The following is a 21,360-nucleotide window of genomic DNA, read 5'->3' as shown; positions in this document are numbered from 1 at the left end:
TCGTAGGCTGGCACGGTGGCGAGCAGCAAACCGGTCGGGGTGATCACCCGCGGGACGACCAACCCCAACCGTTTGCGCCGCTGCGACCGTTGGCTGGCGGGGCCGGCTGGGTGGCGACTGCGTCGAGCCGTGGAGCCGCCCGTCGTCGTGGACCTCGGCTATGGGGCCTCGCCCGTCACCGCGGTCGAACTCCACGACCGGCTGCGGCGGGTTCGTCCGGATGTCGAAGTCGTGGGGATCGAGATAGATCCGGAGCGGGTCGCCGCAGGGCAGGCGTTGGCACGACCGGGACTCACGTTCCGCCGGGGAGGCTTCGAGGTGCCACTCGACGGCGGTCGACGGGCCACGGTGGTGCGCGCGTTCAACGTTCTTCGGCAGTACTCGGAGGACGAGGTTGCCGGAGCCTGGGCCACAGTGCAGGAGCGCCTCACCCCGAACGGTCTCCTCGTCGACGGCACCTGCGACGAACTCGGTCGCCTCGCGACCTGGGTCGCCGTCGAGCCCGCCGGTCCGGTCAGCCTGACCCTCTCGTGGCACCTGCGAGGACTGCGCACGCCATCCGTGATTGCCGAACGGCTACCCAAGGCCCTCATCCACCGGAACGTCCCCGGGGAGGGCATCCACGCCTACCTGGCCGACATCGATCGGCACTGGGAACGCAGTGCCAGCCACGCGGCATACGGTGTCCGACAACGGTTCCTGGCCACAGCGCAAGGCCTGCGCGACGGTGGCTGGCCACTCCTCGACGGGCCGGCGCGGTGGCGGCTCGGCGAACTCACGGTCGCGTGGGACGCGGTCGCTCCCGGGTCAGCGGATCACCAGGGGCCGTAAGGACCCTGATGCAGGTTGTTGCCCCGACCGCGACCCTGCACGGAGTCGACCGCCGGCTTGACGTCCGCGAGGTAGATCCCGGCCGCGACGACACCGATGATCGCGAGGAAGAGGATCGTGCCGCCCAGAGCCACGAACCCGAGGAGCACGGCCAACCCCGTCACGGCCAACCAGAAGTTCTTGGTGCGCTTGCCGGCGGCGGCGAAGGCATCGGGGCGCGTCTTGAGGGCGTGCACGAAGGCATAGGCCTCGACCGCGAGAGCGGCGATGGTGAGTGCAAACAGCACGTAGGCCTGGGCCTGACCGAGTCCGAACATGGGACCAGCCTACGGCGCGGCGGCGTCCACGACGATGGTCACTGGGCCATCGGCCACGAGCTCGATCTCCATGTGGGCGCCGAACTGGCCGGTCGCCACCGTGAGACCACGCTCCCGGAGGGCTGCGACGACCTTGGCGACCATGGGTTCGGCGACGTCACCGGGGGCGGCCGCGTTCCACGAGGGGCGCCGGCCCTTGCGAGTGTCGGCGAGCAGTGTGAACTGGCTGACGACGAGGACGGGCGCCCCGGCATCGGTCACCGACTGCTCCCCCTCCAGGAGTCGCAGGTCCGCGATCTTGCGGGCGATGAACTCGACCTCGGCGTCCCCGTCGTCGTGGCCGACACCCACTAGGGCGAAGAGGCCGGGCTCCGTGATCTCACCGACCGTCTCGCCCTCGACGACGACCGCGGCACGTCGGACGCGCTGAATGACTGCCCTCACAGGGAGGCCGCCTCAGATGCCCACTGCGACAACGGAACCGACGCGCTCGCCGTGCCCGAGAATCGGCGCGTCCTCGAGCGCTTCGAGCGCGCCCGTCTCGACACCGAGGCGCCGCAGGACTGCGGCGAGGATGACCGTGCGGGCGCGCTGACCACCGTCCACGACCTTGAGAGCGACGCCGCGACCGTCAGCCAGCCCCACGGCATACACGGCTTCTGCGCCGTCCTTGGCGATCGCGCCGGGCGTCTGGCGCACGAAGGTCGTGACGTCGCGACGGCTGCCACCGAGGAACTCAGGGTGGCTGCGAATGGCGTCGGCGATGCGGGCCTCATCCGTGTCCTGGTCAGCGGAGGCGATGCGGCCGAAGGCCCGAGCGAGCCCGGCGAGCGACACGGCCATGACGGGCGCGCCGCACCCGTCGACGGCCTCGGCGGCGACGGGTTCGCCCGCGAGTTCCGCGAGGGTCGCCTCGCAGGCGCGCTGCAGCGGGTGGTCGGCATCGAGGTATGCCGTGTGGTCCCAGCCGTTGACGACGCACGTCGCGAGCATGCCGGCGTGTTTGCCCGAGCAGTTCTGGGCGAGGGACTCCTTGTCGTGCCCGGCGCGGATCCACTCGAGGCGAGCCTCGTCGTCGATCGGGAAGTCCGGGGTGTTGCGCAGGTCGCGCACGGTGAGGCCGGCGCCGTCGAGGATCTCGCGGACGGCGTCGCGGTGGAAGCCCTCGCCGGAGTGGCTCGAGCACACGAGCGACAGGTGGTGCGGGGCGAGGTCGAGGCCGCTGCGCACCATGGCGAGGGCCTGGACCGGCTTGTTGGACGACCGCGGGAAGACTGGTTCGGTCGCGCTGCCGAGCTCGAGCTCGATCGAACCGTCGGGCGCGGTCACGGCAACGCTCGCGCGGTGGACGGATTCGACGAAGCCGCCCCGGATCGCCTGGGCGAGAACCGGGGCGGCTTCGAGAACCGCGGGGGTTGAGAGGAAGTTCTGGGCGCTCACACCGCCCAGACTAGATCCGCTCTGGCTGCGATCAGTCGCCGACCTTGACGGCGGCCTTCTTGGTGGCCTTGGTCGAGGTGGCGGCGGTCTTCTTGGCGCTCGTCGAGACGGCCTTGGCCGACGTCGTGGTGCGCTTGGCAGCGTTGGTGGCCGTGGTGGAGGTGCGCTTGGCGGCCGTGGTGGTGCGCTTCGCGGCAGCCTTGACCTCGGTCACGGCGACGTCGGTGCTGTCCTCGACGGTGTCGACGAGGGTCTCGGCGACCTTGACGGCCTCCTTGGTGCCCGTGGTGAACGTGGCCTTGGCGGACGAGCGGACGTCGAGGACGGCCTTGCGGGCGGTCGTGACGGCACCCTTGCCGAGGGCGAGGGTCGTCTCGGCCTGCTCGACGAGCTCCTTGGTGGCCTTCTGGTTCTTGACGCGGGTCACGAGCTTCTTGCCGCGGGTGGCGAGGTCCTCGTAGGACTTGGTGACCTCGTCGAGGGTGGCAACGCCCTGGTTGAGGGCCTTGGTCGGGAGGGCCTTGACGTCCTCGATGACGACGCCGGCGCGCTTCTGGACCGCGGCGGGGGCCAGCTCGGCGCGGGCCTCGGCGACGGCCTTGTCGGCGCGGACGCGGGCCTCGGCGACGGCCTTGTCAGCGTTGAGGCGGGCTTCACGGGCGCGCTCGACGGCGAGGTCCGTGGCGCCGACGACGGCGTAGAACGGGGTGGCGGGGGTCTTGGTGGCGGTCTTGGTGGCCATGTTCACTCCTGGTGTTGTGGTGTGTTTGGACGCGGTGATGCTGCGAAAAGGGGGCGGTGCGGGGATCAGCGCTCGGTCTCCGTGCCGACGAAGGACTCGTAGACGTCGAGGAGGGTTGCTCGCTGTCGGTCGGTCAACTTCGGGTCGGCGGCGATGGCGTCCCGGACACTCGTGGTGGGCTTCTCGTCGGCGTGGTGCTCGTCGAGAATCCCGGCCTTGACATACAGCGTCTCGGCCGACACCTCCAGTCCCTTCGCCAGCTGCTGGAGGATCTCGGCGCTCGGGCGCTTCAGTCCCCGCTCGATCTGGGAAAGGTAGGGGTTGGAGATGCCTGCGAGCTCGGACAGCTGACGCAACGACAGGCGGTGCGACTGACGCTGCTCACGCAGGTAGTCGCCCAGTCCGGCGAGGTCGTTCAGCGGGTTCCTGCTCACGTCAACCATTGTGCTTGCTCTAGTTAGCAGAATGCAAACTGGGGCAAGCGTGACGGTGAACACATGCTGTCCGCTCGCCCCGACTTTCCCGCCGGGAGTGGGTTCTTCGAGGTTCGCAGGGGTTCCTTGGTCACGCGAAGTCCGAGGAACCCACTGGCGGCGAGAAACTCGATTGTATGCCGTGTGCTTTTGTCTGGCATAATCTCCCGTTATGTCTGTGCGTGAGCTCCTGAGCTTCCCCAACCCGGTCAACGAGAAGGCCGCGCGAGCCGTCGCCGGCGGCGTCGTCGTGCTGGCCGGGCTCACGCTGCTCACCCAGTGGTGGTGGCTCGCGGCGCTGCTTGCGGTGGGGTTCGCGCTTCGAGTGGCCGCCGGGCCGCGGTTCAGCCCGCTCGGTCGCCTCGCCGTCCACGTCATCGCGCCACGCTTCGGTGAGGCACGGCTCGTGCCCGGCCCGCCGAAGCGCTTCGCCCAGACAGTTGGCCTCTTCGTGAGCGGGGGCGCTGCAGTGGCTGCCCTTGGGTTCGGCGCCACGACCGTCGCGTCGGCTCTGCTCGCGGTGCTGGTCGTGTTCGCCCTGCTCGAGTCGGGCCTCGGGTTCTGCGCCGGCTGCTGGGCCTTCGGTCACCTGATGCGCCTCGGCGTCATCCCCGAGGAGACCTGCGCGGCCTGCAACGACATCACCCTCCGCGAGCGCGAGACCCAGCCCGCCTGACCGCACCATCTTCTGCGCGGGGCGCGCCAACCGCGCAGAAGCGGGCGAGGCGGGACGCTGAAGGGTTTGATGTGCCGAACCGTCCAATTGGGTGAGTTCGGGACAGGCGGGAGCGGACGGCATACCGGCGGACTGTGTGCCGAACCGTCCAATTGGGTGAGTTCGGGACGTTGAAACCTGCATGTCCCGAACCGAGGAATTCGGTGAGATCGGGACAGACGGGAGCGGACGGCATACCGGCGGACTGTGTGCCGAACCGTCCAATTGGGTGAGTTCGGGACGTTGAAAACTCGATGTCCCGAACCGTCCAATTGGGTGAGTTCGGGACGTTGAAAACTCGATGTCCCGAACCGTCCAATTGGGTGGGTTCGGGACGGGTCAGCGGCGGGGTTTGATGCCGAGGAGCTCGCGGGCGTCGGCCGTCGACATCGGCGGGCGTTGCATCGTCGTTGCCAGTTCCGCGGCGCGGGTCACGAGTTCGGAGTTGTGCTGCACCTGCTGACCGCGGGCGAAGACGATGTTGTCCTCCATCCCGACCCGCAGGTGACCACCGGCCGACAGTGCAGCCGCCAAGACCGGCAGGTGCGTGCGACCGATCCCCGTCGCCGACCAGGACGTCACCTCGTCGGGCAGCATCGCGACCCCGGCCATGAGAGCAGCCGCCGTCCCGGGCATGGCGCCGGGCACGCCAAGCACGAAGTCCACGTGGACCTTCCCGCCGAAGGGCAATCCGTGGGTGTCGATCAGGCGACGCAACGCGTGCACGTGCCCGAGCTCGAACAACTCGAACTCCGGCACGACCTCGCGCTCCTGCGCCTGGACATAGAGGTCGGACATGAAGCCCCACGGGTTGAGGAACACGTCGTCACCGAAGTTCGTCGTGCCACACGTCAGCGAGCACGAGTCCGGCTCGGCGTCGAGGACCGTGAGCCGCTGCTCGAGCGGGTCGTGCACGGACCCGCCGGTCGACAGCTGGACGATGAGGTCGGTCTCGGAGCGGAGGGCATCCACGGCCGCCTTCAGGAATCCTCCGTCGAGCGTCGGCCGGTGCTCGCCGTCGCGGATGTGCAGGTGGATCAGCGCCGCACCCGCCGCCTCGCACGTGTGAGCCGTCTCGACGAGCTCGTCGAGCGTCGTCGGCAGCTGGGGCACATCGGCCTTCGCGTGCTCTGCGCCGGTGGGCGCGACGGTGATGAGGGTCGCGGACGATGCGGTGGCCATGGCGCCAGTCTGTCAGGGCACCAGCCGGCCCGGACAGCCGGATCAGGAAATCCTGCGGTCGATCAGGGTGTGACGACGACGGTTTGTGCGCCAGCGACCGTTCCGGCGACAAGATCGACGTCCACGGGGGTGTTGCGCTTGACAACGGCAAGCGCGATCGGGCCGTCCTCGTGATGGCGTGCCACCGTCGTCAGCCGTCCGACCGCACGCCCCTCAGCACCGTCAGCACCCGCCACGAACAACTCCGCACCCGGCTCGGGCAGCACGTGCCCCGACCCGTCGAGGTGCAGGAACACGACCCGCCGCGGCGGACGCCCGAGGTTGTGCACCCGCGCGATCGTCTCCTGCCCGCGATAGCAGCCCTTGTGCAGGTGCACGGCAGTCCGCAGCCAGTCGAGTTCGTGCGGGATGGTCCTGTGGTCGGTCTCGAGGCCGAGCCGCGGCCGCCAGGCCGCCACGCGCAGCGCCTCCGCGGCCCACACTCCAGCCAGCGGCCGGTCGCCCACCGCTGCCTCCAGCCCATCGCGCGGCACGATCAGCTCTCGCCAGCGACGCGCCTCACCCGGGTGCCCAGCCTCCGGCCCGTATGCCGCGGTGTCACCCACGAGCGCCGGCCACGGGTCGACCCACGCCAGTGGCTCCCCCTCGGCACTGGCAGCCGAAAGCGGTTCTCCGAGAACGGCATACGCCTCGGTGACGTCTTCAACCTCGACCCGCAGCATGAAGCGCATCGAATCGAGCCAACCAGCAAGCGAAGGCGCCGTGCCCGGTTCGACCGTGATCCACGTGGCCTCCCCGTCGTCGACGACGTGCAGGGCATGCTCGATGTGGCCCTTCGGCGAGAGCACGAGCGACTCGGCCGACACCCGCGGTGCGAGCCCGGTCAACTGTTGCGTGGTGATCGAGTGCAGCCACGACAGTCGGTCCGGCCCGGACACGCGCACGACGCCGCGGTGCGACAGGTCGACGACGGCCAGCCCCTCTTCGAGGAGTCGCTGCTCGCGACCCGGGTCGCCGTAGTGCGCGGCCACACCCGCATCGAGACCCTCCGCGGCGACGGCGCCGGGACGGCCGAGCAGCGGGGAGTCGGGAACGGTGCTCGTGGGGGCAGTGGTCGTCGTGTCGGTCATGACTGCTTCCTGCAGGTGCGGCAGAGGCCGTGGATGGCGGCGTGGGTGACGTCCGCCTCGAATCCGAGTGAACTGTCGAGCCGGGCCACGAATTCCTCGGCCACAGCGATCGGCGCCTCGCCCACGGAACCGCACTGACGGCATACGACATGAATGTGGGTGGCGTGGGAGGTGAGGTGATAGCTCGGCACCCGGTGATCGACGTGCGTGTGCGAGACCAGGCCGAGGTCCTGGAGCGCCTCAAGCGAGCGATAGACCGTCGACAGAGCCATCGGCGTCTCGCCTTCCGTGGATACCGCCTCGACGATCTGCTCCGGCGTCGCGTGGCCCAGCTCCTCCACCGCCGCGAGGACCTGCTGGCGCTGCGGCGTGAGCCGCCGCCCGGCGGCTCGCAGTCGCGTGCCGAGATCACTCACACCACCAATGTATGCCGGGTCGGCGAGTCTCATGGAACGCGCACCTACACTGGCCGCGTGCTCGACGACTTCACCGATGCCGACCAGCCCACCCGGCGACAGACCAAGGACGGGCCCCGGTGGGGACGCCGCATCCTGCTCGTCGTGGCGTCGTTCGTGGCCCTGGCACTCGTCGCCGCGGCTGGCTTCTTCGTGTTCCTCAACCAGAAGGTCTCGGGCAACATCAGCCAGGAGGAACTCCTCCCCAAGGCGGCACCCTCCGCCACCCTCGCGGACGGCTCGACGGTGGCGATCCCGCAGAAGGGCGTGGGGCAGAACTACCTCATCGTCGGAGCGGACACGCGCCCCGGCGACGTCGGGCGCTCCGACGTGATCGTGCTCGCGCACGTGCCCGAGGACAAGTCGGCGGTGCACCTCATCCACTTCCCGCGCGACCTCTATGTCGCCATCCCCGGACGTGGCAAGGACAAGATCAACGCGGCCTATGCCTACGGCGGTTCGCCCCTGCTCGTGCAGACCATGCAGAACCTTCTCGGGGTCAAGATCGACCACGTCGCCAAGACGGACTTCGAGGGGTTCCAGAAGATGACCGATGCGGTCGGCGGGGTCCGCGTCTACGCCGAGGAGGCGAGCGACGAGGGGTCGTTCAAGGTCCGCCAGGGCTGGAATGAGTTCAACGGCGAGGAGGCGCTGCTGTTCGTCCGCGAGCGCTACACCCTGTCCGAGGGTGACATCTCGCGCGGCAAGCGCCAGCAGGCATTCATCAAGGCACTCATGCTCAAGACGCTGAGCCGCGAGACGTTGACCAACCCCGTCACGCTGACCAAGTTCATCGATGCCGCGACCGACAACCTCGTCGTCGACCAGAACCTCGACGTGGGCACGATGCGCGGCGAGGCGATCGGGCTGCGCAACCTTCGCGGCAGCGACGTCGTCTTCATCACCGCCCCGTTCACCGGGTTCGGCACGGCGCCTGACGGCGGGTCGATCGAGATCGTCGACGAGGCCAGCATGGCTGAACTGGGCAAGGCATTGCGCACCGACACGATGGAGACCTACGCCGACGTCACCGTCACCCCCTGACGCCGATCGGGTGGGAGCCCTCGTGCCGACCGGAGGAAACCTGAAGGGGCCGGAGGGAAACTAAGCCTCCGGGCCCTCCACCTCCCCTCATGGGGAGCAAAAGTTGGGGTCAGTCGACGCGCTTGAGCTCGGCGCTCAGGTGTGACTGGAGGGGCTGGCCCATCGCCGCCATGTCCATGACCCACATGAGGTTGGACTGGACGTAGCCGTACATGCGGTGGCCCGCGGTGTACTCCTTCGCGTGCGGGCTGCGCATCACGCCGTCGGTGCGGAGCTCGATCTTGGCGGGCTGGGCGTGCCCGGCATACATCTCGACGATCCCCGTGGGGTGCGTGAGGAGCAGCTCGACGTTGGTGCCGTCCGGCGTCTCGGGTACGGGCCGCCAGAAGCCGACCTCGGTCGCGAGCGGGCGCACCTTCTCGCCGCCCTCGTCGAGGAGCCACGTCCGGCTGTGCCAGCTGAGGAACGGGCGGCCGTCGTGGGAGCAGGTGATCTCCTGGCCGAAGTTCGCCGACTCGATCGTCGGGTAGCCCACGACGCCGGCGCCGGCCCACGTGCCGACGAGCCAGGCCAGCGGGGCGAGCTCGGGCGGGAGGTCTGTGTCGAGGTGGAATGCCACGAGTGGGATCGTAGTCGCACCGCGAAGGGAGCCCCAATGATCAGCAGTTCGGCCAGCACTCCGCCCAGCATCCGCCCGCTCGTCGTCAAGATCACCTGTGGCGCCGAGGCCCTCGAACGCCTCAACCAGGGCTTCACCGTCGCGACGACGGCACTGGCGGCCGGCGCCGACGTGAGCGTGTGGCTCACGGGTGACGCGTCGTGGATGGCGGTGGCGGGGCGTGCCGAGGAACTGGACCTCCCCCACGGCGCCCCGCTCGAGGACCTCCGGGACGCGCTGCTCGCGGGCGCGACGGTCACGGTCTGCGGACAGTGCGCCGCCCGTCGTGAACTCGGACCCGAAGATCTCCTGGAGGGGGCCACGATCCGGGGCGCGGCGGCATACGTCGAAGAAATCCTCCGACCGGACGTGCAGGCGATCGTCTACTGACCACTCGTCCTTGTGCCCCATTGGGACGGCGAGCACCAGCCGAGTTGTCCCAATGGGGCACAAGGACGAGCCGATGGGAAGGCGTCAGCCGACGAGGGCGCGGGCGATGACGTAGACCGGCACAGCCGTCACGAGCACCGACGCCACACCCGCGGTGATCTGGCCGCGCATCCCGCGGATGGGATCCAAGGCACCTAGCGCCCTTCGGAGGACGTGCGCCAACCCAGCGGCGGCCGCGCCCAGGACGACGCCCGCGAGGACGCCCACGTCAGAGATGACGAGGCCAGCGATCCCGCCGACGAAGAAGCCGATGGCCACGGCCACCGGAAGCATCCAGCGCCGGGCCTTGACGAACGGCGCCCCAAGATCGGCGAACGCCGAGAGCGCCAGTGCCAGGCCGACGACCATGACGACCTGAGGCCCGTCGGACGTGCGGCCCAGCGGCACGAACGCCGCCGCGGTCGTCGCGAGGGCGAGCCCGGCTGCGGTCACTGCTACGGACTGCGTGAGTCGCTCGCGCCCGTCCTTGCGGATCAGTTGGTGGAAGAACATCCCGAAGACCGCCGCGACCATGACGACAGGGACGTGCCGGAGATAGGGCTCGTCGGGGGTCAGCGCCACGACCGCCGCGGCCAGGACGCCGGACAGCCCGATGACGACGGACGAGCCGAAGCGCGAGGCCGCTCCGAGCAGTTCGGGCCACCCCCAGGCGAGCACGATGCCGCCCCACGCGACGGCGGCGGCGCCAAGGACATGGTCGGCGACCGTGCCCAGCGCCAGCAGCACGGCGAACGCGGCCGTCGCGAGAACGAGGGTGAGGTGACGCTCGTGCGCCACCGCCGGCGCAACCGGATGGCGACGACGCTCCTCGCGCGCTGCTCGACGGCCGGCGCGCGACTCGCTCACGGGCTCGGTCGCATCCACGGTGGGCATCCTGCCATCCCGCAGCACGCCTGACACCCTGTCAGCCACCGGCGAACGGCGGCAGGACCTCGACGACGACGCCCTCGCGCAGCTCGGCGTCGCGCCCCACGGCGCGCCCGTCGACCAGCACGGAACACACGGCCATGACGTCGCTCAGTTCCGGGTGGGCGGCCACGGCTGCGTCGAGCGCGTCACCCACGAGCGGCCCTGTGACGAGGGTCTCCTCGGTGACCCCTGCGGCCGCACGGGCACCTGCCCAGTAGCGCAGTGTCACTGGTCTCACGCCCCGGTGAGTCCCGTCGATCGTGGTCATGTCCACCTATTCTGTGCTGGATGGCCCAACTTCTGCTGCTGACGAACGCCCTGGCGCCGAGCGCCGAGGTGCTGCCAGCTCTGGGCCTGCTCAGTCACCATGTTCGCATCCTCCCGGCCGAGCCGACTGCCCTGATCGACGCTCCGAGCGCCGACGCGGTGCTCGTCGACGCCCGCCGTGAGTTGGCCATGGCCCGGTCGCTGTGCCGGGTCATCCGCACCACCGGGTTGTCGGCGCCGCTCTTCGCTGTCCTGACGGAGGGCGGGCTGGCCGGTCTCACGCCCGAGTGGGGCATCGACGACGTGCTGCTCGACACTGCCGGCCCGGCCGAGGTCGAGGCGCGGCTGCGGCTCGCCATCGCGCGTTCCCTCGAGGACGAGGGTGGGGTCGAGGAGGACGTCCGGATCTCGGCCGGCGTGCTCGTCATCGACGAGGCGACCTACTCGGTCAAGCTGCGCGGCAATGCCCTCGACCTGACCTACAAGGAGTTCGAGCTCCTCAAGTACCTCGCACAGCACCCGGGCCGCGTCTTCACCCGGGCGCAACTGCTCCAGGAGGTGTGGGGCTACGACTACTTCGGAGGCACCCGCACCGTCGACGTCCATGTGCGTCGGCTGCGCGCCAAACTCGGCGTGGACTACGAGACGCTGATCGGGACGGTACGCAACGTTGGCTACCGCTTCGTCCCCGAAGAGGCAGAGGCGGACACCGAGTCGGTGTCGTCGTGAGCGACTTCCGCATCGAGTCGGCGTCGTCGTTGGACGAGCCGTCGGTTGCGTCGGTTCTGGCACTGATTGATCGGGCAGCCGACGCCGATGGCGTCGAGGCCATTTCGGAGGCCTTCAGACTCGCACTCGGCTCACCTCGCGCATCAGTCACCCACTTCGTCGCGTATGCCGCTGAGTCACCTTCCGAGGGGCTGCTCGGCTATGCGGCGGTGGACACTTCAGGCTCTGCCGAGCTCGTCGTGGATCCGCCGGCGCGACGCCAGGGCGTCGGCCGGGCCCTCCTGCGCGCTGTGTTCGACGGTGACTCACGGGCCGACTTTGTGCCCGATTGGGACACGTCGCGTCGGCCGAAGGCCTCCGTCGACGTGTCCCAATCGGGCACAAAGTCGCGGCAAGTGGCGGTCGGGGTGTGGGCGCATGGGAACCTGCCGGCGGCGCAGGCACTGGCTGCCTCGGCGGGGCTGGTGTCGACGCGTGAACTGCACGTCATGGCTCGCGCAGTCGTGTCCGGTGATGTCGTGGATCCCGTTCTGCCAGAGGGCTTTTCGGTTCGCGCCTTCGAACCCGGGCGAGACGAACAGGCGTGGCTCGAGGTCAACGGTCTCGCCTTCGCCTCGCACCCGGAGCAGGGCTCGATCACCCTCGCCGACCTCCGCGACCGGATGGCGCAGGACTGGTTCGACCCTGCTGGTTTCCTCCTCGTGGAGGACACGACGGTGACCGAATCCGATGGCCAGCACCCCCTCGCCGCGTTCCACTGGACCAAGCGTGAGCCCGGGTCCACGACAGGTGAGGTCTATGTGGTTGGCGTGCACCCGGCATACCAAGGAAAGGGACTGGCGGGTCCGCTGACGGGACTGGGAACGGCATACCTCGCCCGGCAGGGCGTCGAGAAGATCGAGCTGTATGTCGATGGTGACAACACGCGAGCGCTGGCCACGTATCGAAGGGCCGGGTTCGAGGACGCGGCGATCCACGTCGTCTACGGGCGGCCTGACGCGCCGTAGAGTGTGGCGGTCCGCGACAAGGGAGAACCCGTGACCGACCCACGCCTCGAGGGCGCCGAAGCAGATCCTGAAGGCGCCGCACCGCCGCCGGAGATCGCTGCGCGCGTGGACAACGTCGCCCGCAACAGCGCGATCATGGCGATCGGGACCTTCGGGTCGCGGATCCTCGGCTTCGTCCGTGCCGCTCTGCTCACGGGCGCCATCGGTGCGGGCGTGGCCGCCGACTCGTTCACCATCGCGAACACCCTGCCGACCCAGCTCTTCGTGCTCATCAACGGCGGCCTGATCTCGGCCCTGCTCATCCCCCAATTGACCAAGGCGATGCTGCGCAAGGACGGCGGTCAGGACTTCAGCGACCGGCTCATCACGCTGTGCCTGCTCGTGCTCGGTGGCGCGACGCTCCTCTCGATCGCGGCGACGCCGTGGATCATCGGGGCACTCACCAAGGACAACGCCGGGCAGGCGTTCATCAACCTCACGACCTTCATGGCCTACATCTGCATGCCGCAGCTGTTCTTCTACGGGTTGTATGCCGTGCTCGGCCAAGTGCTGCAGGCGCGCGGGAACTTCCTCGCGTTCGCATGGGCGCCGGCGTGGGCCAACATCATCCAGATCGCGGGCCTCGGCTGGTTCATCCTGAAGTGGGACAAGCAGCCCGCCGTGGAGCCGTGGACAACGGAGATGATCCTCGTGTTGGGCGTGAGCACGACGCTCGGCATCGTCATCCAGGGGTTGAGCCTCGCGTGGCCGCTATGGAAGTCGGGGTTCCGCTACCGGCCGCGGTTCGGGTGGCGTGGCTACGGGTTCGGCGACATGTCGCGGATGACGGGGTGGACGGTTGGGGCCCTGCTGATCTCGCAGTTCTACGGTTTTGTGAGCACCGCCGTCATGTCGCCGGAGGAGTCCGACGGACCCGCGGCTGCAGGCAACATGGTGCAGGCCTTGGCCTACAGCCTCTACATCCTTCCCCACTCGATCATCACGACCTCGATCGTCACGGCACTGTTCCCGGCGATGTCGCGGGCGCACGAGTCGGGCGATCTGGCGGAGATGCGGCGCCGGGTCGTCAGCGGGCTCAAGAGTCCGGCGGTGTTGTTGCTCCCCGCCGTCGCAGCGTTCATCGCTCTGGGGCGGCCGATCGTCAAGACTCTCTTTCCCGGAATCCAGTACGACGCGAGCCGGGGCATCGACGAGCCGGGGAGCATCGCGTTGGTCCTCGCGATCATGGCGGTCGGACTCATGCCGTTCGGGATCACGGCGCTCAAGCAGCGCTACTGCTTCGCCCGCGGGGACGGGTGGATGAACTTCTGGCTCGTGGCCCTCATGACCGTCATCAACCTCATCGGCGCCGCAGTGGCGTATTGGGTGGCGCCGAGGGAGTACGTCGTGGCCACGGTGGCTGCGGGCGCCTCGATCGCGAACATCGTGTCGGCTGCGGCGTTCCTCATCGTGGCGCGAGGACAGCTGGGCGGGCTCGGCATGGGTGAGGTTTCGCGCCTGTGGATCCGGCTCGCGCTGGCGTCCGCCGTTGCTGGGCTGGCTGGGTGGGGAGCGTCGACCCTTGTCTTCGACCCGGCGAGTCCGTGGCTCTGGCACCTCCTGGCGCTCGTGGCCGGTGGGGCCGTGATGGGTGTCGTGTTCCTCGGGCTCACGAAGCTGCTGCGGATCCGCGAGGTCGACGACATGCTCGCCCCGATCCTCCGCCGGCTCCCCATCTGACCTCCCCTCCGATTGATTGCCCCGCACTGCACGCGCTCGCTGCGCTCGCCGTGCAGTGCGGGGCAATCAGTCGTGGATTCAGGGCGTGCGGCGGGCAGTGACGATGAGGTACTCCCACTCCATGGCGCCGTCTGGCGCCTGGTGTCGGCGCGCGAGGTCGTCGAGTGTGGCGTCGAGTTCGACCACCCGAGCCGGGTCGTCGGCCACGGCGCGGTAGGCCGTGATGGTCGGCCCGTAGTTCGCCTTGAAGTACTCACGAAACTCCTCGGGCGTCCGGAACCGGTCGACGGTCAACATCCTGCGCCGAGCCTCGAGGTCGACGACGCGATCCCCGAGCAACGAGCGCACGTGCTCCTCGTCGCCCCACAGCGGCGGAGGCTGGACCCCGACCGGTGGTGCTGGCACGAACGCCTTCACCGCCGCGAACATCTGCCCGATGAAACCCTCCGGCGTCCAGGAGAGCAGTCCGATCGACGCCCCCGCCCGCGCGACCCGTAGGAGCTCATCGGCCGCCACCGTGTGGTGGGGAGCGAACATGACACCCAGGCAGGACAGCACGACGTCGAAGGAGGCGTCGGCGAAGGGAAGGTCCTCGGCGTCGGCCACCCGCCAGTCCACATCCAGCCCCTGCCTCTTCGCCCGCTCACGGCCGGCATCGAGGAGCTCCGGCGTCAGGTCGCTCGCGACGACCTCCCCTCCGTCACGGGCCGCCGGGAACGAGGCATTCCCGCTCCCGGCGGCGATGTCGAGGACCCGTTGTCCGGCGCTGATCCCGGTTGCGGCGACCAGCACTGCGCCGAGGTCACCGACGACCTCGTCCGCCACGGCGGCATAGTCGCCCAGCGCCCACATGGCCCGGTGGCGGGCCTTCAGGGCGCGGTCCGCGTCAATCGTCTGTGCCGTCGCGCGTGCCTGTGTCGTGGTCATCATGACCCCAGTGCCGGGATGAACGACGGCGCGCTGGCACCCGCGCCGGTGAGGTTGTCGCGCCGCACGAGTTGGGTGTCGATGCGCTTGAGCGAGTCGCCCTGCTGGACCGCCGGGACGTACGGCTTCGGAATGTACGGACCGGGGTAGGAAACCGCCGACGCGGCACCCGCCCCTGCCCCTGCCAGGAGGAGGGCCAGAGTGGCCGCTGCTGTGCCTCGAATGATGTGTTGCATGGTGGTGCTCCTTGTCCGGAGTGTCATTCCACCGATCTGGTGGACGACAACCCACCGATTCGGTGGGTGTCTTCCACGGTCCGCCGACCCCGGTCGCCGCACATCCGGCGCGACCCCTCAACTCCTCCCCTCAGCCCCCTCAGATCCACTGACGAAGCTCCTCGTCGGCCTGTCCGCCCCCGGGGTGCGTGGGAGCATGAAGGATGGCGTCCGGGAGCGGACGGCACGTGATTGTTGGTCGTGAGCCGGAGCTGACTGCGATCCATTCGTGCCTGCAACACGCAGCCGAGGGGCACAGCCGCACCTTGGTCGTCACCGGCATGGCCGGGATCGGGAAGACGAGCCTCGTCCGCGAATCGCTCACCGACGTCGTCGGCTCCGCTCGCGAGTACCACGTCCTTGCGGGCGCCTGCCTCCCCCTCCAGACCCTGACCGTGCCCCTGCAGCCGCTGCGGGCGGCCCTGCGTGACACAGCATCCGAAGCCGCCGAGCGCCTCGCCGCGATCGACGACATCGACAGGGCTCCCCGCGCCTTCGATGCCTACGTCGACGAGGTCAGTGCAGAACGCCCCTTGGTCCTGTTCGTCGACGACGTGCAGTGGGCCGACCAGAGCACGCTCGACGTCCTGCTCTATCTCGCGGCCGGCCCCCGTGACCGCGCCCTGGCCCTGGTCGTCGCCGCCCGGGACGATGTCCTCCCCGATGGTCACCCGCTGCACCGATGGCTCGCGGACGTCCAACGGTTGCCGGGCGTCGACACCCTCCACGTCGGACCCCTCGACCGGCACGGCACCGAGCAGCAACTCATGGCGCTGACTGACGTCGCCCCCCATCAGAGTCTCGTGGACGACGTCTTCATCAAGGCCGAGGGCAACCCCTATTGCACCCGGTTGCTGGTGCATGGCGTCTCGCCCGACGCCCGCCTCCTTCCCGACCTGCCATCGGCCAACCTCTTGGCTGCAGTGAAGCGGGACTGGCACGAACTCGGCGAGGCCGCACGCCAGGTGACGAGCCTCGTCGCAGCTGGCGGCCGACCCGTCACGCTCAATCTGCTCGAGGCCGTGGCCGACGACCTGGGGATCCCGGATGTCCGACCAGCGCTCGAGGAGGCCGTCACGCGTCGAATCCTGCGACTCAGCGAGCCGGACGGCTATTGGTTCCAGCACCCACTCCAGGCCGAGGCACTCGACTCCGAACTCGGTGCCACGCGCATGGAAACGTGGCACGCGGCATACGCGAAACAGCTTGAGAAGGCGACGGCCGACGAGAAGCCGAACGTGTCCGCCGCGATGGCCCTGAGCGACCACCACCACCGCTCTGGCAACGCCCCGGCCGCATACGCCTGGGCGCTCCGGGCGTGGGACCTTGCTGGTGCAGCACGCACCTCGCCAGAGCTGCGCCGACTGTTGCGACGGGCCATCGACGTGCGCCCCAGCGTCCCGGACGCCGCGGAGACGCTCGACGACCTCCTTGAGTTGCTCCGCAGCGCCGCCGAAGCAGGCGGGGCCTTCGGCGACCAGCTGGTGGCGGTCAACGCCCTCCTTGAGCGCATCGACGAGACGGTCCAGCCGCTGGAGGCGGGCTGGTTGCGCGTGCAACGCTCGCGGCTGCACACACTGACCGGCGCCGGCACCCCCGAGCCGGCGGAGGCACTGATCGCCGTGCACCTCACCCGCGCCGACCCCTCCTCGTGGCAGCACGCCGTCGCGCAAGCCGAACTCGTCAGAGCCATGGTCTGGGCAGACGATCCCGGAGCTGAGGCCCACGCGAAAAAGGCGGTCACCATCGCGCGACGGACGGGCAACCCGCATGCGCTCGCCTTCGCACTGTGCGCACGGGCCATGGTCGCGACCGTCCAGGGATCCTCGGCGAATGCTGTGGAGTACGCCGAGGAGGCAGGACGGGTCGCGCTGGACGCCAAGGACTGGCACGCCTATCAACACGCCATCGCCTGGCAGGTCAACGCCGCAAGCCCTCCGGTGAGCGCAGCGGTCGCCGACGTCCTGAGTCGAGCCCGTCGTGAGATGTCGACGGGAGGCGCGCCACATGTGCAGGTCGCGATCTGCGCTGCCTTCGAGGCCGAGAAGCGCCTTCTCATCGGCGACTGGCAGGTCTGCCGCGACCTTCTCCGGATCTCACTCGGCTCCTCGGACCCCGGCCCGTTCGTCGACATCCAGTCGCGCCTCGCTGCCGCCATGCTCGACGCCTTCCAGGGCCGGACGAGACAGGCCTCGATGCAGCTCGAGCGCGCCACGGAGTTGCTCGCGACACCGGGCCTCCACCCGAACGACTCGCTGGCGACGGCCACGGCCCTCGTCGCGCTCGCATCGGGCGAACCCGAGGTTGCGCTGCGGGCAGCGGTGCATGCCTTACGCGCCAGAGGGGCACGTCCGCATCTGTGCGAGTGGCTCGTCCCGTTGGCGGCCCGAGCCATGGCTGACCTCACGGAGTCGCGTCGTTCGCCGAGTGAGGACGGCATGCCCACCGACATCGACGACCTCGTGCGCGAGTTCCCCACCATCGTCGTCGAGGCCGGGGACGACCCCGAGAGCCAGCCACACCTGCGACTGATGCAGGGCTGGTACGACACGGAGGAGGCGCGCGCCCGAGCAACCGAGCGCGGCGCCAAGGACAACGCGGGCCTCGGCGACCGCTGGAGGGGCGTGGCTGCGTCGAGCGAGGCCGCCGAGTTGCCCTGGATTGGCGCCTATGCCTGGTGGCGAGCTGCCGAATCGCTTCTGGCGCAAGGCCCCTCACAGAGACGCCGGGGCATCGACGCCTGGCGCCGCGCGGAGCGACTGGCACGCCAGTTGGATGCTCGCGCGATCCTCGACGACGTCGGCACCCTCGGCCGCATCGCGCGGGTACCGCAACCTGCCACGGCTTCGACGCCGCCGGCGACGAACTCAACCGAGGCCGGGGCCGGGGAGCTGCCGGCGCCTCTCCCAGGTCTGACTGACCGCGAGCGCGAAATCCTCGGACACGTGGTCAGTGGCTCGACCTACAGCGAGATCGCCGCGGCGCTGTTCATCAGCGAGAAGACAGTGTCGTCACACATCTCCAACCTCTTGCGCAAGACCGGCACCGCGAGCCGGGTCGAGCTCTCGCGCCTGGCCACCCGGGTGACTGCTCAGGCGGGCGGGCAGGAGGAGTTGGGCTAGGTGCCGCTCGTCCGCTTCGAGAGTCAGTTCGCGAGCGCTCTGGCGAGTGCGCCGACCTCGTCCAGCCAGGCACGTCGCTGAGTGGCATCCGCCTCGGCCATGGGGCCGAACATCCGCCGCTGGATCTGCGCCTCACCCAGGTAGCCACCGACACACTGCCGCCAGATGAGGTCGAGCGGGTCACCGAAGACCTCGCGTTCCCGATCGGCTGGCGTGTCCGACGTATTCAGGACGAGCAGGTGGCGCAGCCCGAGCAGAGGTCGGGGGGCACCGGTCCGTGTATCCAGTTCGTAGGCCACCCCCGGCACGAGCACCCTGTCGAGCCAACCGGCCATCATCGCCGGGGGTTTGCCCCACCAGTTGGGGTGCGCCACGACGAGAGCATCCGCTTGTGCCAAATGGTCTCGATGCGCACGAAGGAGTGGGGACCCGATCTCATGGCGGTCGAGCGCCGAGCTTCCGGACGTCATGGTCTCCTCGACCGGCAGAACGGGATCGAAGCCCTCGGCATAGAGGTCGTGCCAATCGATGCTGGCACCGGACGCCAAGACCGCCTCAGCCACGCCCGCTGCCATGGCGTGCGAGAAGCTCTCGCGCCGTGGGTGCGCAACGACGACCATCGTCCTCATCGGATGATCTCGGCGAGGTGGGGATCGCGCCGTGGCATCTCCTCCGTCGTCGCGCTCACACGCGCGGGTCGGTGGTGATCACGTCCGCTGGTGGCTCGGTGGTGTGGTCCCCGCGGCCAAGTCGGCTGTGGGAGCGGCCGTAGGCGAAGTAGACGACCAGGCCGAGGGCCATCCAGATGAGGAAGCGCACCCATGTGCCTCCCGTGAGGTTGAGCATCAAGTAGAAGCAGAGCAGCACCGACAGGCCCGCGACCACGGTGACGGCGGGCGTCCGGAAGGCGCGCGGCAGGTCGGGGCGGGTCCGGCGCAGGATGACCACTCCGACGCTCACCAGCACGAAGGCGAACAGGGTGCCGATGCTCACCAGGTTGACCAGGGTCGCGAGGTCGACGAAGCCGCCGATGATCGCGACGGCCACTCCGGTGATCGCGGTGAAGATGTAGGGCGTGCCGAACTTCGGGTGCACCTTGGCGAGTCCCCGCGGCAGGAGCCCGTCACGGGCCATGGCGAACCCGACGCGGGTTTGGCCGAGCATCAGGATCATGACGACGACGATGAGCCCGATGCACGCGCCGATGGCGATGAGCCGCCCCATCCAGTCCATGCCGACCGCGTCGAACGCTGTGGCCAGGGGCGCCGGGTCACCGGCCTCGATGTCGGTGTAGTTCTGCATCCCGGTGATCACCAGGCTCACCGCCATGTAGAGCACCGTGACGATCGCCAACGAGTAGAGGATGCCGCGGGGCACGTCGCGCTGCGGGTTGCGGGTCTCCTCGGCGGTGGTGGCGACGATGTCGAAGCCGATGAACGCGAAGAACACGATCGCGGCGCCGGCGATGACACCTGCGAAGCCGTAGACCGCCGGGTCCGTTCCCAGGAGCCAGCTGATCAGGGTGCCGTCCATGAAGCCCCGCTCCCCTTCGGGCGCAGGCTCGGAGGGAGGAACGAAGGGCGAGTAGTTGGCCGTGTCGATGTGCGAGACGCCGAAGACGATCACCGCCGCGACGACCAGCAGCTTGATGGCCACCACGACCTGGTTGATCATGCTGGAGAGCTTGATGCCGGCGATGAGCACCGCCATCACCAGCAGCGAGATGATGACGGCGGGGAGGTCCACCGTGCCCTCAGCAGCGGAGCCGAGCGACGCCGGCACCTCGAACGGCGTCCCGGCCACGACCTCCTGGAAATAGCCGGAGAAGCTCGTGGCCAGGGCAGCGGAACCGATGGTGAACTCCAGCGCGAGGTCCCAGCCGATGATCCAGGCGATGAGTTCACCGAAGGTCGCGTAGCTGAACGTGTAGGCGCTGCCCGCCACCGGGACCGTGGAGGCGAACTCCGCGTAGCACAGGGCCGCCAGCGCACAGGCGAGGCCAGCGATGATGAAGGAGAGCGTGATTGCCGGTCCAGCGTTGGTCTTGGCGACCGTGCCGGTGACCACGAAGATGCCCGCGCCGATGATGACGCCCACCCCGAAGATCACGAGGTCGAGCACACCCAGGTTCTTCTTGAGTTGGTGCTCCGGCTCCTCGGTGTCCGCAATCGACTGCTCGACCGACTTCGTCCTGAAGAGGCTCATCCCAACACGCTAGAACCAAATGCGGAGTTACCGGCGAGTCGCAGCCCCACAATGCTTCGCAGAACACTGCGGCCCACCGGCCGCACTGCGCGACTTCTCAACGTCGGCGATACACGTCAGAGCGGTGGTCGACCTGGATCACCAGGACGAGCAGTCGATCCTCCACGATCTCGTAGAGGATGCGGTATGGCCCGCGTCGGGCTCCCCACAGTCCTTCGAGTTCGCGCTGCAGGGGCTTGCCCACGGAGCGCGGCTTGCGCGCGAGTTCACCAAACGCAAACTCAATGATCGCGGGGACGATGCGCGGTGGGATGTCACGGAGATCGCGCTGAGCCGAGGCAGCAAAGACGACCTCGTGAACGCGCTCCCGCTCGTCGGTCATCGACCCTTCCGCGGCACGCCACACTCTGCTCGAATCTCGTCCTCACTCACCGTCTCGTCGTCAGCCAGGTCCTGCCGCGCCCGAGCCGCGTCATCGAGGGTGCCCTGACGGGAGAGCCAGAACAGGGTTTCCTGGAGGGACTCCCACTCGTCCGCTCCGATGAGCACTGCCGCCGGCGACCCATTCTTGGTGATCGTCACCTGCTCATGGGTGAGCGCCACGGAGTCCACCAACTCGTTGAGCCTGTCCTTCACCTTCGAGATCGGGAGCGTCTGCATGCGCACCAAACTACGCCCGCATTCAGACCCATAGAAGGCCCAAATTCAGGCTGATGGTTGGTGGGGATCCCGCGCGCAGCGGTGGGTGGGGACGCCGAGGTGG

25 protein-coding genes are annotated in these 21,360 nt (G+C 69.0%); 8 read left to right on the top strand and 17 right to left on the bottom strand.

The genetic code is table 11. From position 1 onward, the window contains the following. The first annotated feature begins 15 nt into the window (after positions 1-15). The gene (locus N802_RS04435) at positions 16-831 is read left to right on the top strand and encodes a class I SAM-dependent methyltransferase (RefSeq protein ID WP_035912663.1); all 816 of its coding nucleotides are present in this window, start codon (positions 16-18) and stop codon (positions 829-831) included. Here N802_RS04435 and N802_RS04430 read toward each other — a convergent pair. From N802_RS04430 to N802_RS04410, 5 genes are all read right to left on the bottom strand, one after another. Continuing rightward, positions 816-1,148, bottom strand: coding sequence for a DUF2516 family protein (locus tag N802_RS04430; protein ID WP_035912660.1), 333 nt, complete (start codon positions 1,146-1,148; stop codon positions 816-818). The two genes, N802_RS04435 and N802_RS04430, sit on opposite strands and share 16 nt — an antisense overlap. Before the next feature lie 9 nt (positions 1,149-1,157). After that, positions 1,158-1,592: a D-aminoacyl-tRNA deacylase gene (dtd, locus tag N802_RS04425; RefSeq protein ID WP_035912656.1), complete on the bottom strand. Its 435-nt coding sequence runs from the start codon at positions 1,590-1,592 to the stop codon at positions 1,158-1,160. Between the two features lie 12 nt (positions 1,593-1,604). Next, positions 1,605-2,588, bottom strand: coding sequence for an asparaginase (locus N802_RS04420; protein WP_035912653.1), 984 nt, complete (start codon positions 2,586-2,588; stop codon positions 1,605-1,607). A gap of 31 nt (positions 2,589-2,619) precedes the next feature. Then, positions 2,620-3,330 (bottom strand): hypothetical protein, encoded by a 711-nt coding sequence (locus tag N802_RS20580; protein WP_211254339.1) that lies wholly within the window; start codon positions 3,328-3,330, stop codon positions 2,620-2,622. A 65-nt stretch (positions 3,331-3,395) separates the two neighbouring features. Beyond that, on the bottom strand, positions 3,396-3,773 hold the full coding sequence (locus N802_RS04410) for a helix-turn-helix domain-containing protein (protein WP_035912648.1): 378 nt from the start codon (positions 3,771-3,773) through the stop codon (positions 3,396-3,398). A 202-nt stretch (positions 3,774-3,975) separates the two neighbouring features. On the opposite strand from N802_RS04410, the gene N802_RS04405 reads away from it, so the two are divergent. Further along, a complete protein-coding gene (locus tag N802_RS04405) occupies positions 3,976-4,479 on the top strand; it encodes a DUF4395 domain-containing protein (RefSeq protein WP_035912647.1) in 504 nt (167 codons plus the stop codon). A gap of 378 nt (positions 4,480-4,857) precedes the next feature. Here the strand turns inward: N802_RS04405 and N802_RS04400 are convergent, their stop codons facing one another. From N802_RS04400 to N802_RS04390, 3 genes are all read right to left on the bottom strand, one after another. After that, positions 4,858-5,700 carry a beta-keto acid cleavage family enzyme gene (locus N802_RS04400; protein WP_035912643.1) on the bottom strand — a complete coding sequence of 281 codons (843 nt, stop codon included), beginning with the start codon at positions 5,698-5,700 and terminating at the stop codon, positions 4,858-4,860. Between the two features lie 62 nt (positions 5,701-5,762). Beyond that, the gene (gene ygfZ, locus N802_RS04395; RefSeq protein ID WP_035912639.1) at positions 5,763-6,830 is read right to left on the bottom strand and encodes a CAF17-like 4Fe-4S cluster assembly/insertion protein YgfZ; all 1,068 of its coding nucleotides are present in this window, start codon (positions 6,828-6,830) and stop codon (positions 5,763-5,765) included. Continuing rightward, positions 6,827-7,279, bottom strand: coding sequence for a Fur family transcriptional regulator (locus N802_RS04390; protein WP_084071863.1), 453 nt, complete (start codon positions 7,277-7,279; stop codon positions 6,827-6,829). The genes ygfZ and N802_RS04390 overlap by 4 nt, the downstream gene beginning before the upstream one ends. A 24-nt stretch (positions 7,280-7,303) precedes the next feature. On the opposite strand from N802_RS04390, the gene N802_RS04385 reads away from it, so the two are divergent. Further along, entirely contained in the window at positions 7,304-8,329 is a 1,026-nt protein-coding gene (locus N802_RS04385) for an LCP family protein (protein WP_035912636.1), read from the top strand. Positions 8,330-8,438: 109 nt separating this feature from the next. On the opposite strand, the gene N802_RS04380 is transcribed toward N802_RS04385, so the two are convergent. Then, complete coding sequence (locus N802_RS04380; protein ID WP_035912633.1) at positions 8,439-8,948, bottom strand: heme-binding beta-barrel domain-containing protein; 510 nt, start codon at positions 8,946-8,948, stop codon at positions 8,439-8,441. A 36-nt stretch (positions 8,949-8,984) separates the two neighbouring features. Here N802_RS04380 and N802_RS04375 point away from each other — a divergent pair, with 36 nt between their 5' ends. Next, the gene (locus N802_RS04375) at positions 8,985-9,377 is read left to right on the top strand and encodes a DsrE family protein (protein WP_052109417.1); all 393 of its coding nucleotides are present in this window, start codon (positions 8,985-8,987) and stop codon (positions 9,375-9,377) included. Between the two features lie 84 nt (positions 9,378-9,461). Here the strand turns inward: N802_RS04375 and N802_RS04370 are convergent, their stop codons facing one another. Next, a complete protein-coding gene (locus tag N802_RS04370) occupies positions 9,462-10,301 on the bottom strand; it encodes a hypothetical protein (protein ID WP_156971284.1) in 840 nt (279 codons plus the stop codon). Positions 10,302-10,341: 40 nt separating this feature from the next. After that, positions 10,342-10,614: a MoaD/ThiS family protein gene (locus N802_RS04365; RefSeq protein WP_052109415.1), complete on the bottom strand. Its 273-nt coding sequence runs from the start codon at positions 10,612-10,614 to the stop codon at positions 10,342-10,344. Positions 10,615-10,634: 20 nt separating this feature from the next. On the opposite strand from N802_RS04365, the gene N802_RS04360 reads away from it, so the two are divergent. Genes N802_RS04360 through murJ form a run of 3 tightly spaced genes read left to right on the top strand, consistent with a single transcriptional unit; the run spans position 10,635 to position 14,068 of the window. Next, positions 10,635-11,342, top strand: a complete 708-nt coding sequence (locus N802_RS04360; RefSeq protein ID WP_035912631.1) for a winged helix-turn-helix transcriptional regulator — start codon at positions 10,635-10,637, stop codon at positions 11,340-11,342. Then, positions 11,339-12,349 (top strand): mycothiol synthase, encoded by a 1,011-nt coding sequence (gene mshD / locus N802_RS04355; protein ID WP_035912629.1) that lies wholly within the window; start codon positions 11,339-11,341, stop codon positions 12,347-12,349. The genes N802_RS04360 and mshD overlap by 4 nt, the downstream gene beginning before the upstream one ends. 30 nt (positions 12,350-12,379) lie before the next feature. Beyond that, positions 12,380-14,068: a murein biosynthesis integral membrane protein MurJ gene (gene murJ, locus N802_RS04350; protein ID WP_156971283.1), complete on the top strand. Its 1,689-nt coding sequence runs from the start codon at positions 12,380-12,382 to the stop codon at positions 14,066-14,068. 78 nt (positions 14,069-14,146) lie between these two features. Here the strand turns inward: murJ and N802_RS04345 are convergent, their stop codons facing one another. After that, complete coding sequence (locus N802_RS04345) at positions 14,147-14,998, bottom strand: class I SAM-dependent methyltransferase (protein ID WP_035912625.1); 852 nt, start codon at positions 14,996-14,998, stop codon at positions 14,147-14,149. Next, a complete protein-coding gene (locus N802_RS04340) occupies positions 14,995-15,231 on the bottom strand; it encodes a hypothetical protein (protein ID WP_035912623.1) in 237 nt (78 codons plus the stop codon). The genes N802_RS04345 and N802_RS04340 overlap by 4 nt, the downstream gene beginning before the upstream one ends. A 203-nt stretch (positions 15,232-15,434) precedes the next feature. On the opposite strand from N802_RS04340, the gene N802_RS20990 reads away from it, so the two are divergent. After that, on the top strand, positions 15,435-18,392 hold the full coding sequence (locus tag N802_RS20990) for a helix-turn-helix transcriptional regulator (protein WP_084071861.1): 2,958 nt from the start codon (positions 15,435-15,437) through the stop codon (positions 18,390-18,392). Between the two features lie 23 nt (positions 18,393-18,415). Here the strand turns inward: N802_RS20990 and N802_RS04330 are convergent, their stop codons facing one another. The 4 genes from N802_RS04330 to N802_RS04315 form a co-directional block, all read right to left on the bottom strand. Continuing rightward, positions 18,416-19,021: an NAD(P)H-dependent oxidoreductase gene (locus N802_RS04330; protein ID WP_035912621.1), complete on the bottom strand. Its 606-nt coding sequence runs from the start codon at positions 19,019-19,021 to the stop codon at positions 18,416-18,418. Positions 19,022-19,076: 55 nt separating this feature from the next. Continuing rightward, on the bottom strand, positions 19,077-20,597 hold the full coding sequence (locus N802_RS04325) for an amino acid permease (protein ID WP_035912620.1): 1,521 nt from the start codon (positions 20,595-20,597) through the stop codon (positions 19,077-19,079). A 97-nt stretch (positions 20,598-20,694) separates the two neighbouring features. Next, complete coding sequence (locus tag N802_RS04320) at positions 20,695-20,979, bottom strand: type II toxin-antitoxin system RelE family toxin (protein WP_035912616.1); 285 nt, start codon at positions 20,977-20,979, stop codon at positions 20,695-20,697. After that, positions 20,976-21,257, bottom strand: a complete 282-nt coding sequence (locus N802_RS04315; RefSeq protein ID WP_035912614.1) for a type II toxin-antitoxin system Phd/YefM family antitoxin — start codon at positions 21,255-21,257, stop codon at positions 20,976-20,978. The genes N802_RS04320 and N802_RS04315 overlap by 4 nt, the downstream gene beginning before the upstream one ends. Positions 21,258-21,360 lie beyond the last annotated feature (103 nt).

It is taken from the genome of Knoellia sinensis KCTC 19936 (assembly GCF_000768705.1).
GTDB classification, from domain to species: Bacteria; Actinomycetota; Actinomycetes; order Actinomycetales; family Dermatophilaceae; genus Knoellia; species Knoellia sinensis.
The sequence above is the reverse complement of the archived record's forward strand: the minus strand, read 5'-3'. Positions and strand labels throughout refer to the sequence as shown.

Bases quoted from the DNA above. Each gene is read 5' to 3' on its own strand.
- N802_RS04315 (WP_035912614.1), bottom strand. From the start codon at position 21,257: ATGCAGACGCTCCCGATCTCGAAGGTGAAGGACAGGCTCAACGAGTTG.
- N802_RS20580 (WP_211254339.1), bottom strand. From the start codon at position 3,330: ATGGCCACCAAGACCGCCACCAAGACCCCCGCCACCCCGTTCTACGCC.
- N802_RS04400 (WP_035912643.1), bottom strand. From the start codon at position 5,700: ATGGCCACCGCATCGTCCGCGACCCTCATCACCGTCGCGCCCACCGGC.
- N802_RS04405 (WP_035912647.1), top strand. From the start codon at position 3,976: ATGTCTGTGCGTGAGCTCCTGAGCTTCCCCAACCCGGTCAACGAGAAG.
- N802_RS04365 (WP_052109415.1), bottom strand. From the start codon at position 10,614: ATGACCACGATCGACGGGACTCACCGGGGCGTGAGACCAGTGACACTG.
- N802_RS04410 (WP_035912648.1), bottom strand. From the start codon at position 3,773: ATGGTTGACGTGAGCAGGAACCCGCTGAACGACCTCGCCGGACTGGGC.
- ygfZ (WP_035912639.1), bottom strand. From the start codon at position 6,830: ATGACCGACACGACGACCACTGCCCCCACGAGCACCGTTCCCGACTCC.
- N802_RS04345 (WP_035912625.1), bottom strand. From the start codon at position 14,998: ATGATGACCACGACACAGGCACGCGCGACGGCACAGACGATTGACGCG.
- N802_RS04390 (WP_084071863.1), bottom strand. From the start codon at position 7,279: ATGAGACTCGCCGACCCGGCATACATTGGTGGTGTGAGTGATCTCGGC.
- N802_RS04340 (WP_035912623.1), bottom strand. From the start codon at position 15,231: ATGCAACACATCATTCGAGGCACAGCAGCGGCCACTCTGGCCCTCCTC.
- N802_RS04320 (WP_035912616.1), bottom strand. From the start codon at position 20,979: ATGACCGACGAGCGGGAGCGCGTTCACGAGGTCGTCTTTGCTGCCTCG.
- N802_RS04430 (WP_035912660.1), bottom strand. From the start codon at position 1,148: ATGTTCGGACTCGGTCAGGCCCAGGCCTACGTGCTGTTTGCACTCACC.
- N802_RS04375 (WP_052109417.1), top strand. From the start codon at position 8,985: ATGATCAGCAGTTCGGCCAGCACTCCGCCCAGCATCCGCCCGCTCGTC.
- N802_RS04330 (WP_035912621.1), bottom strand. From the start codon at position 19,021: ATGAGGACGATGGTCGTCGTTGCGCACCCACGGCGCGAGAGCTTCTCG.
- N802_RS04325 (WP_035912620.1), bottom strand. From the start codon at position 20,597: ATGAGCCTCTTCAGGACGAAGTCGGTCGAGCAGTCGATTGCGGACACC.
- N802_RS20990 (WP_084071861.1), top strand. From the start codon at position 15,435: ATGGCGTCCGGGAGCGGACGGCACGTGATTGTTGGTCGTGAGCCGGAG.
- N802_RS04360 (WP_035912631.1), top strand. From the start codon at position 10,635: ATGGCCCAACTTCTGCTGCTGACGAACGCCCTGGCGCCGAGCGCCGAG.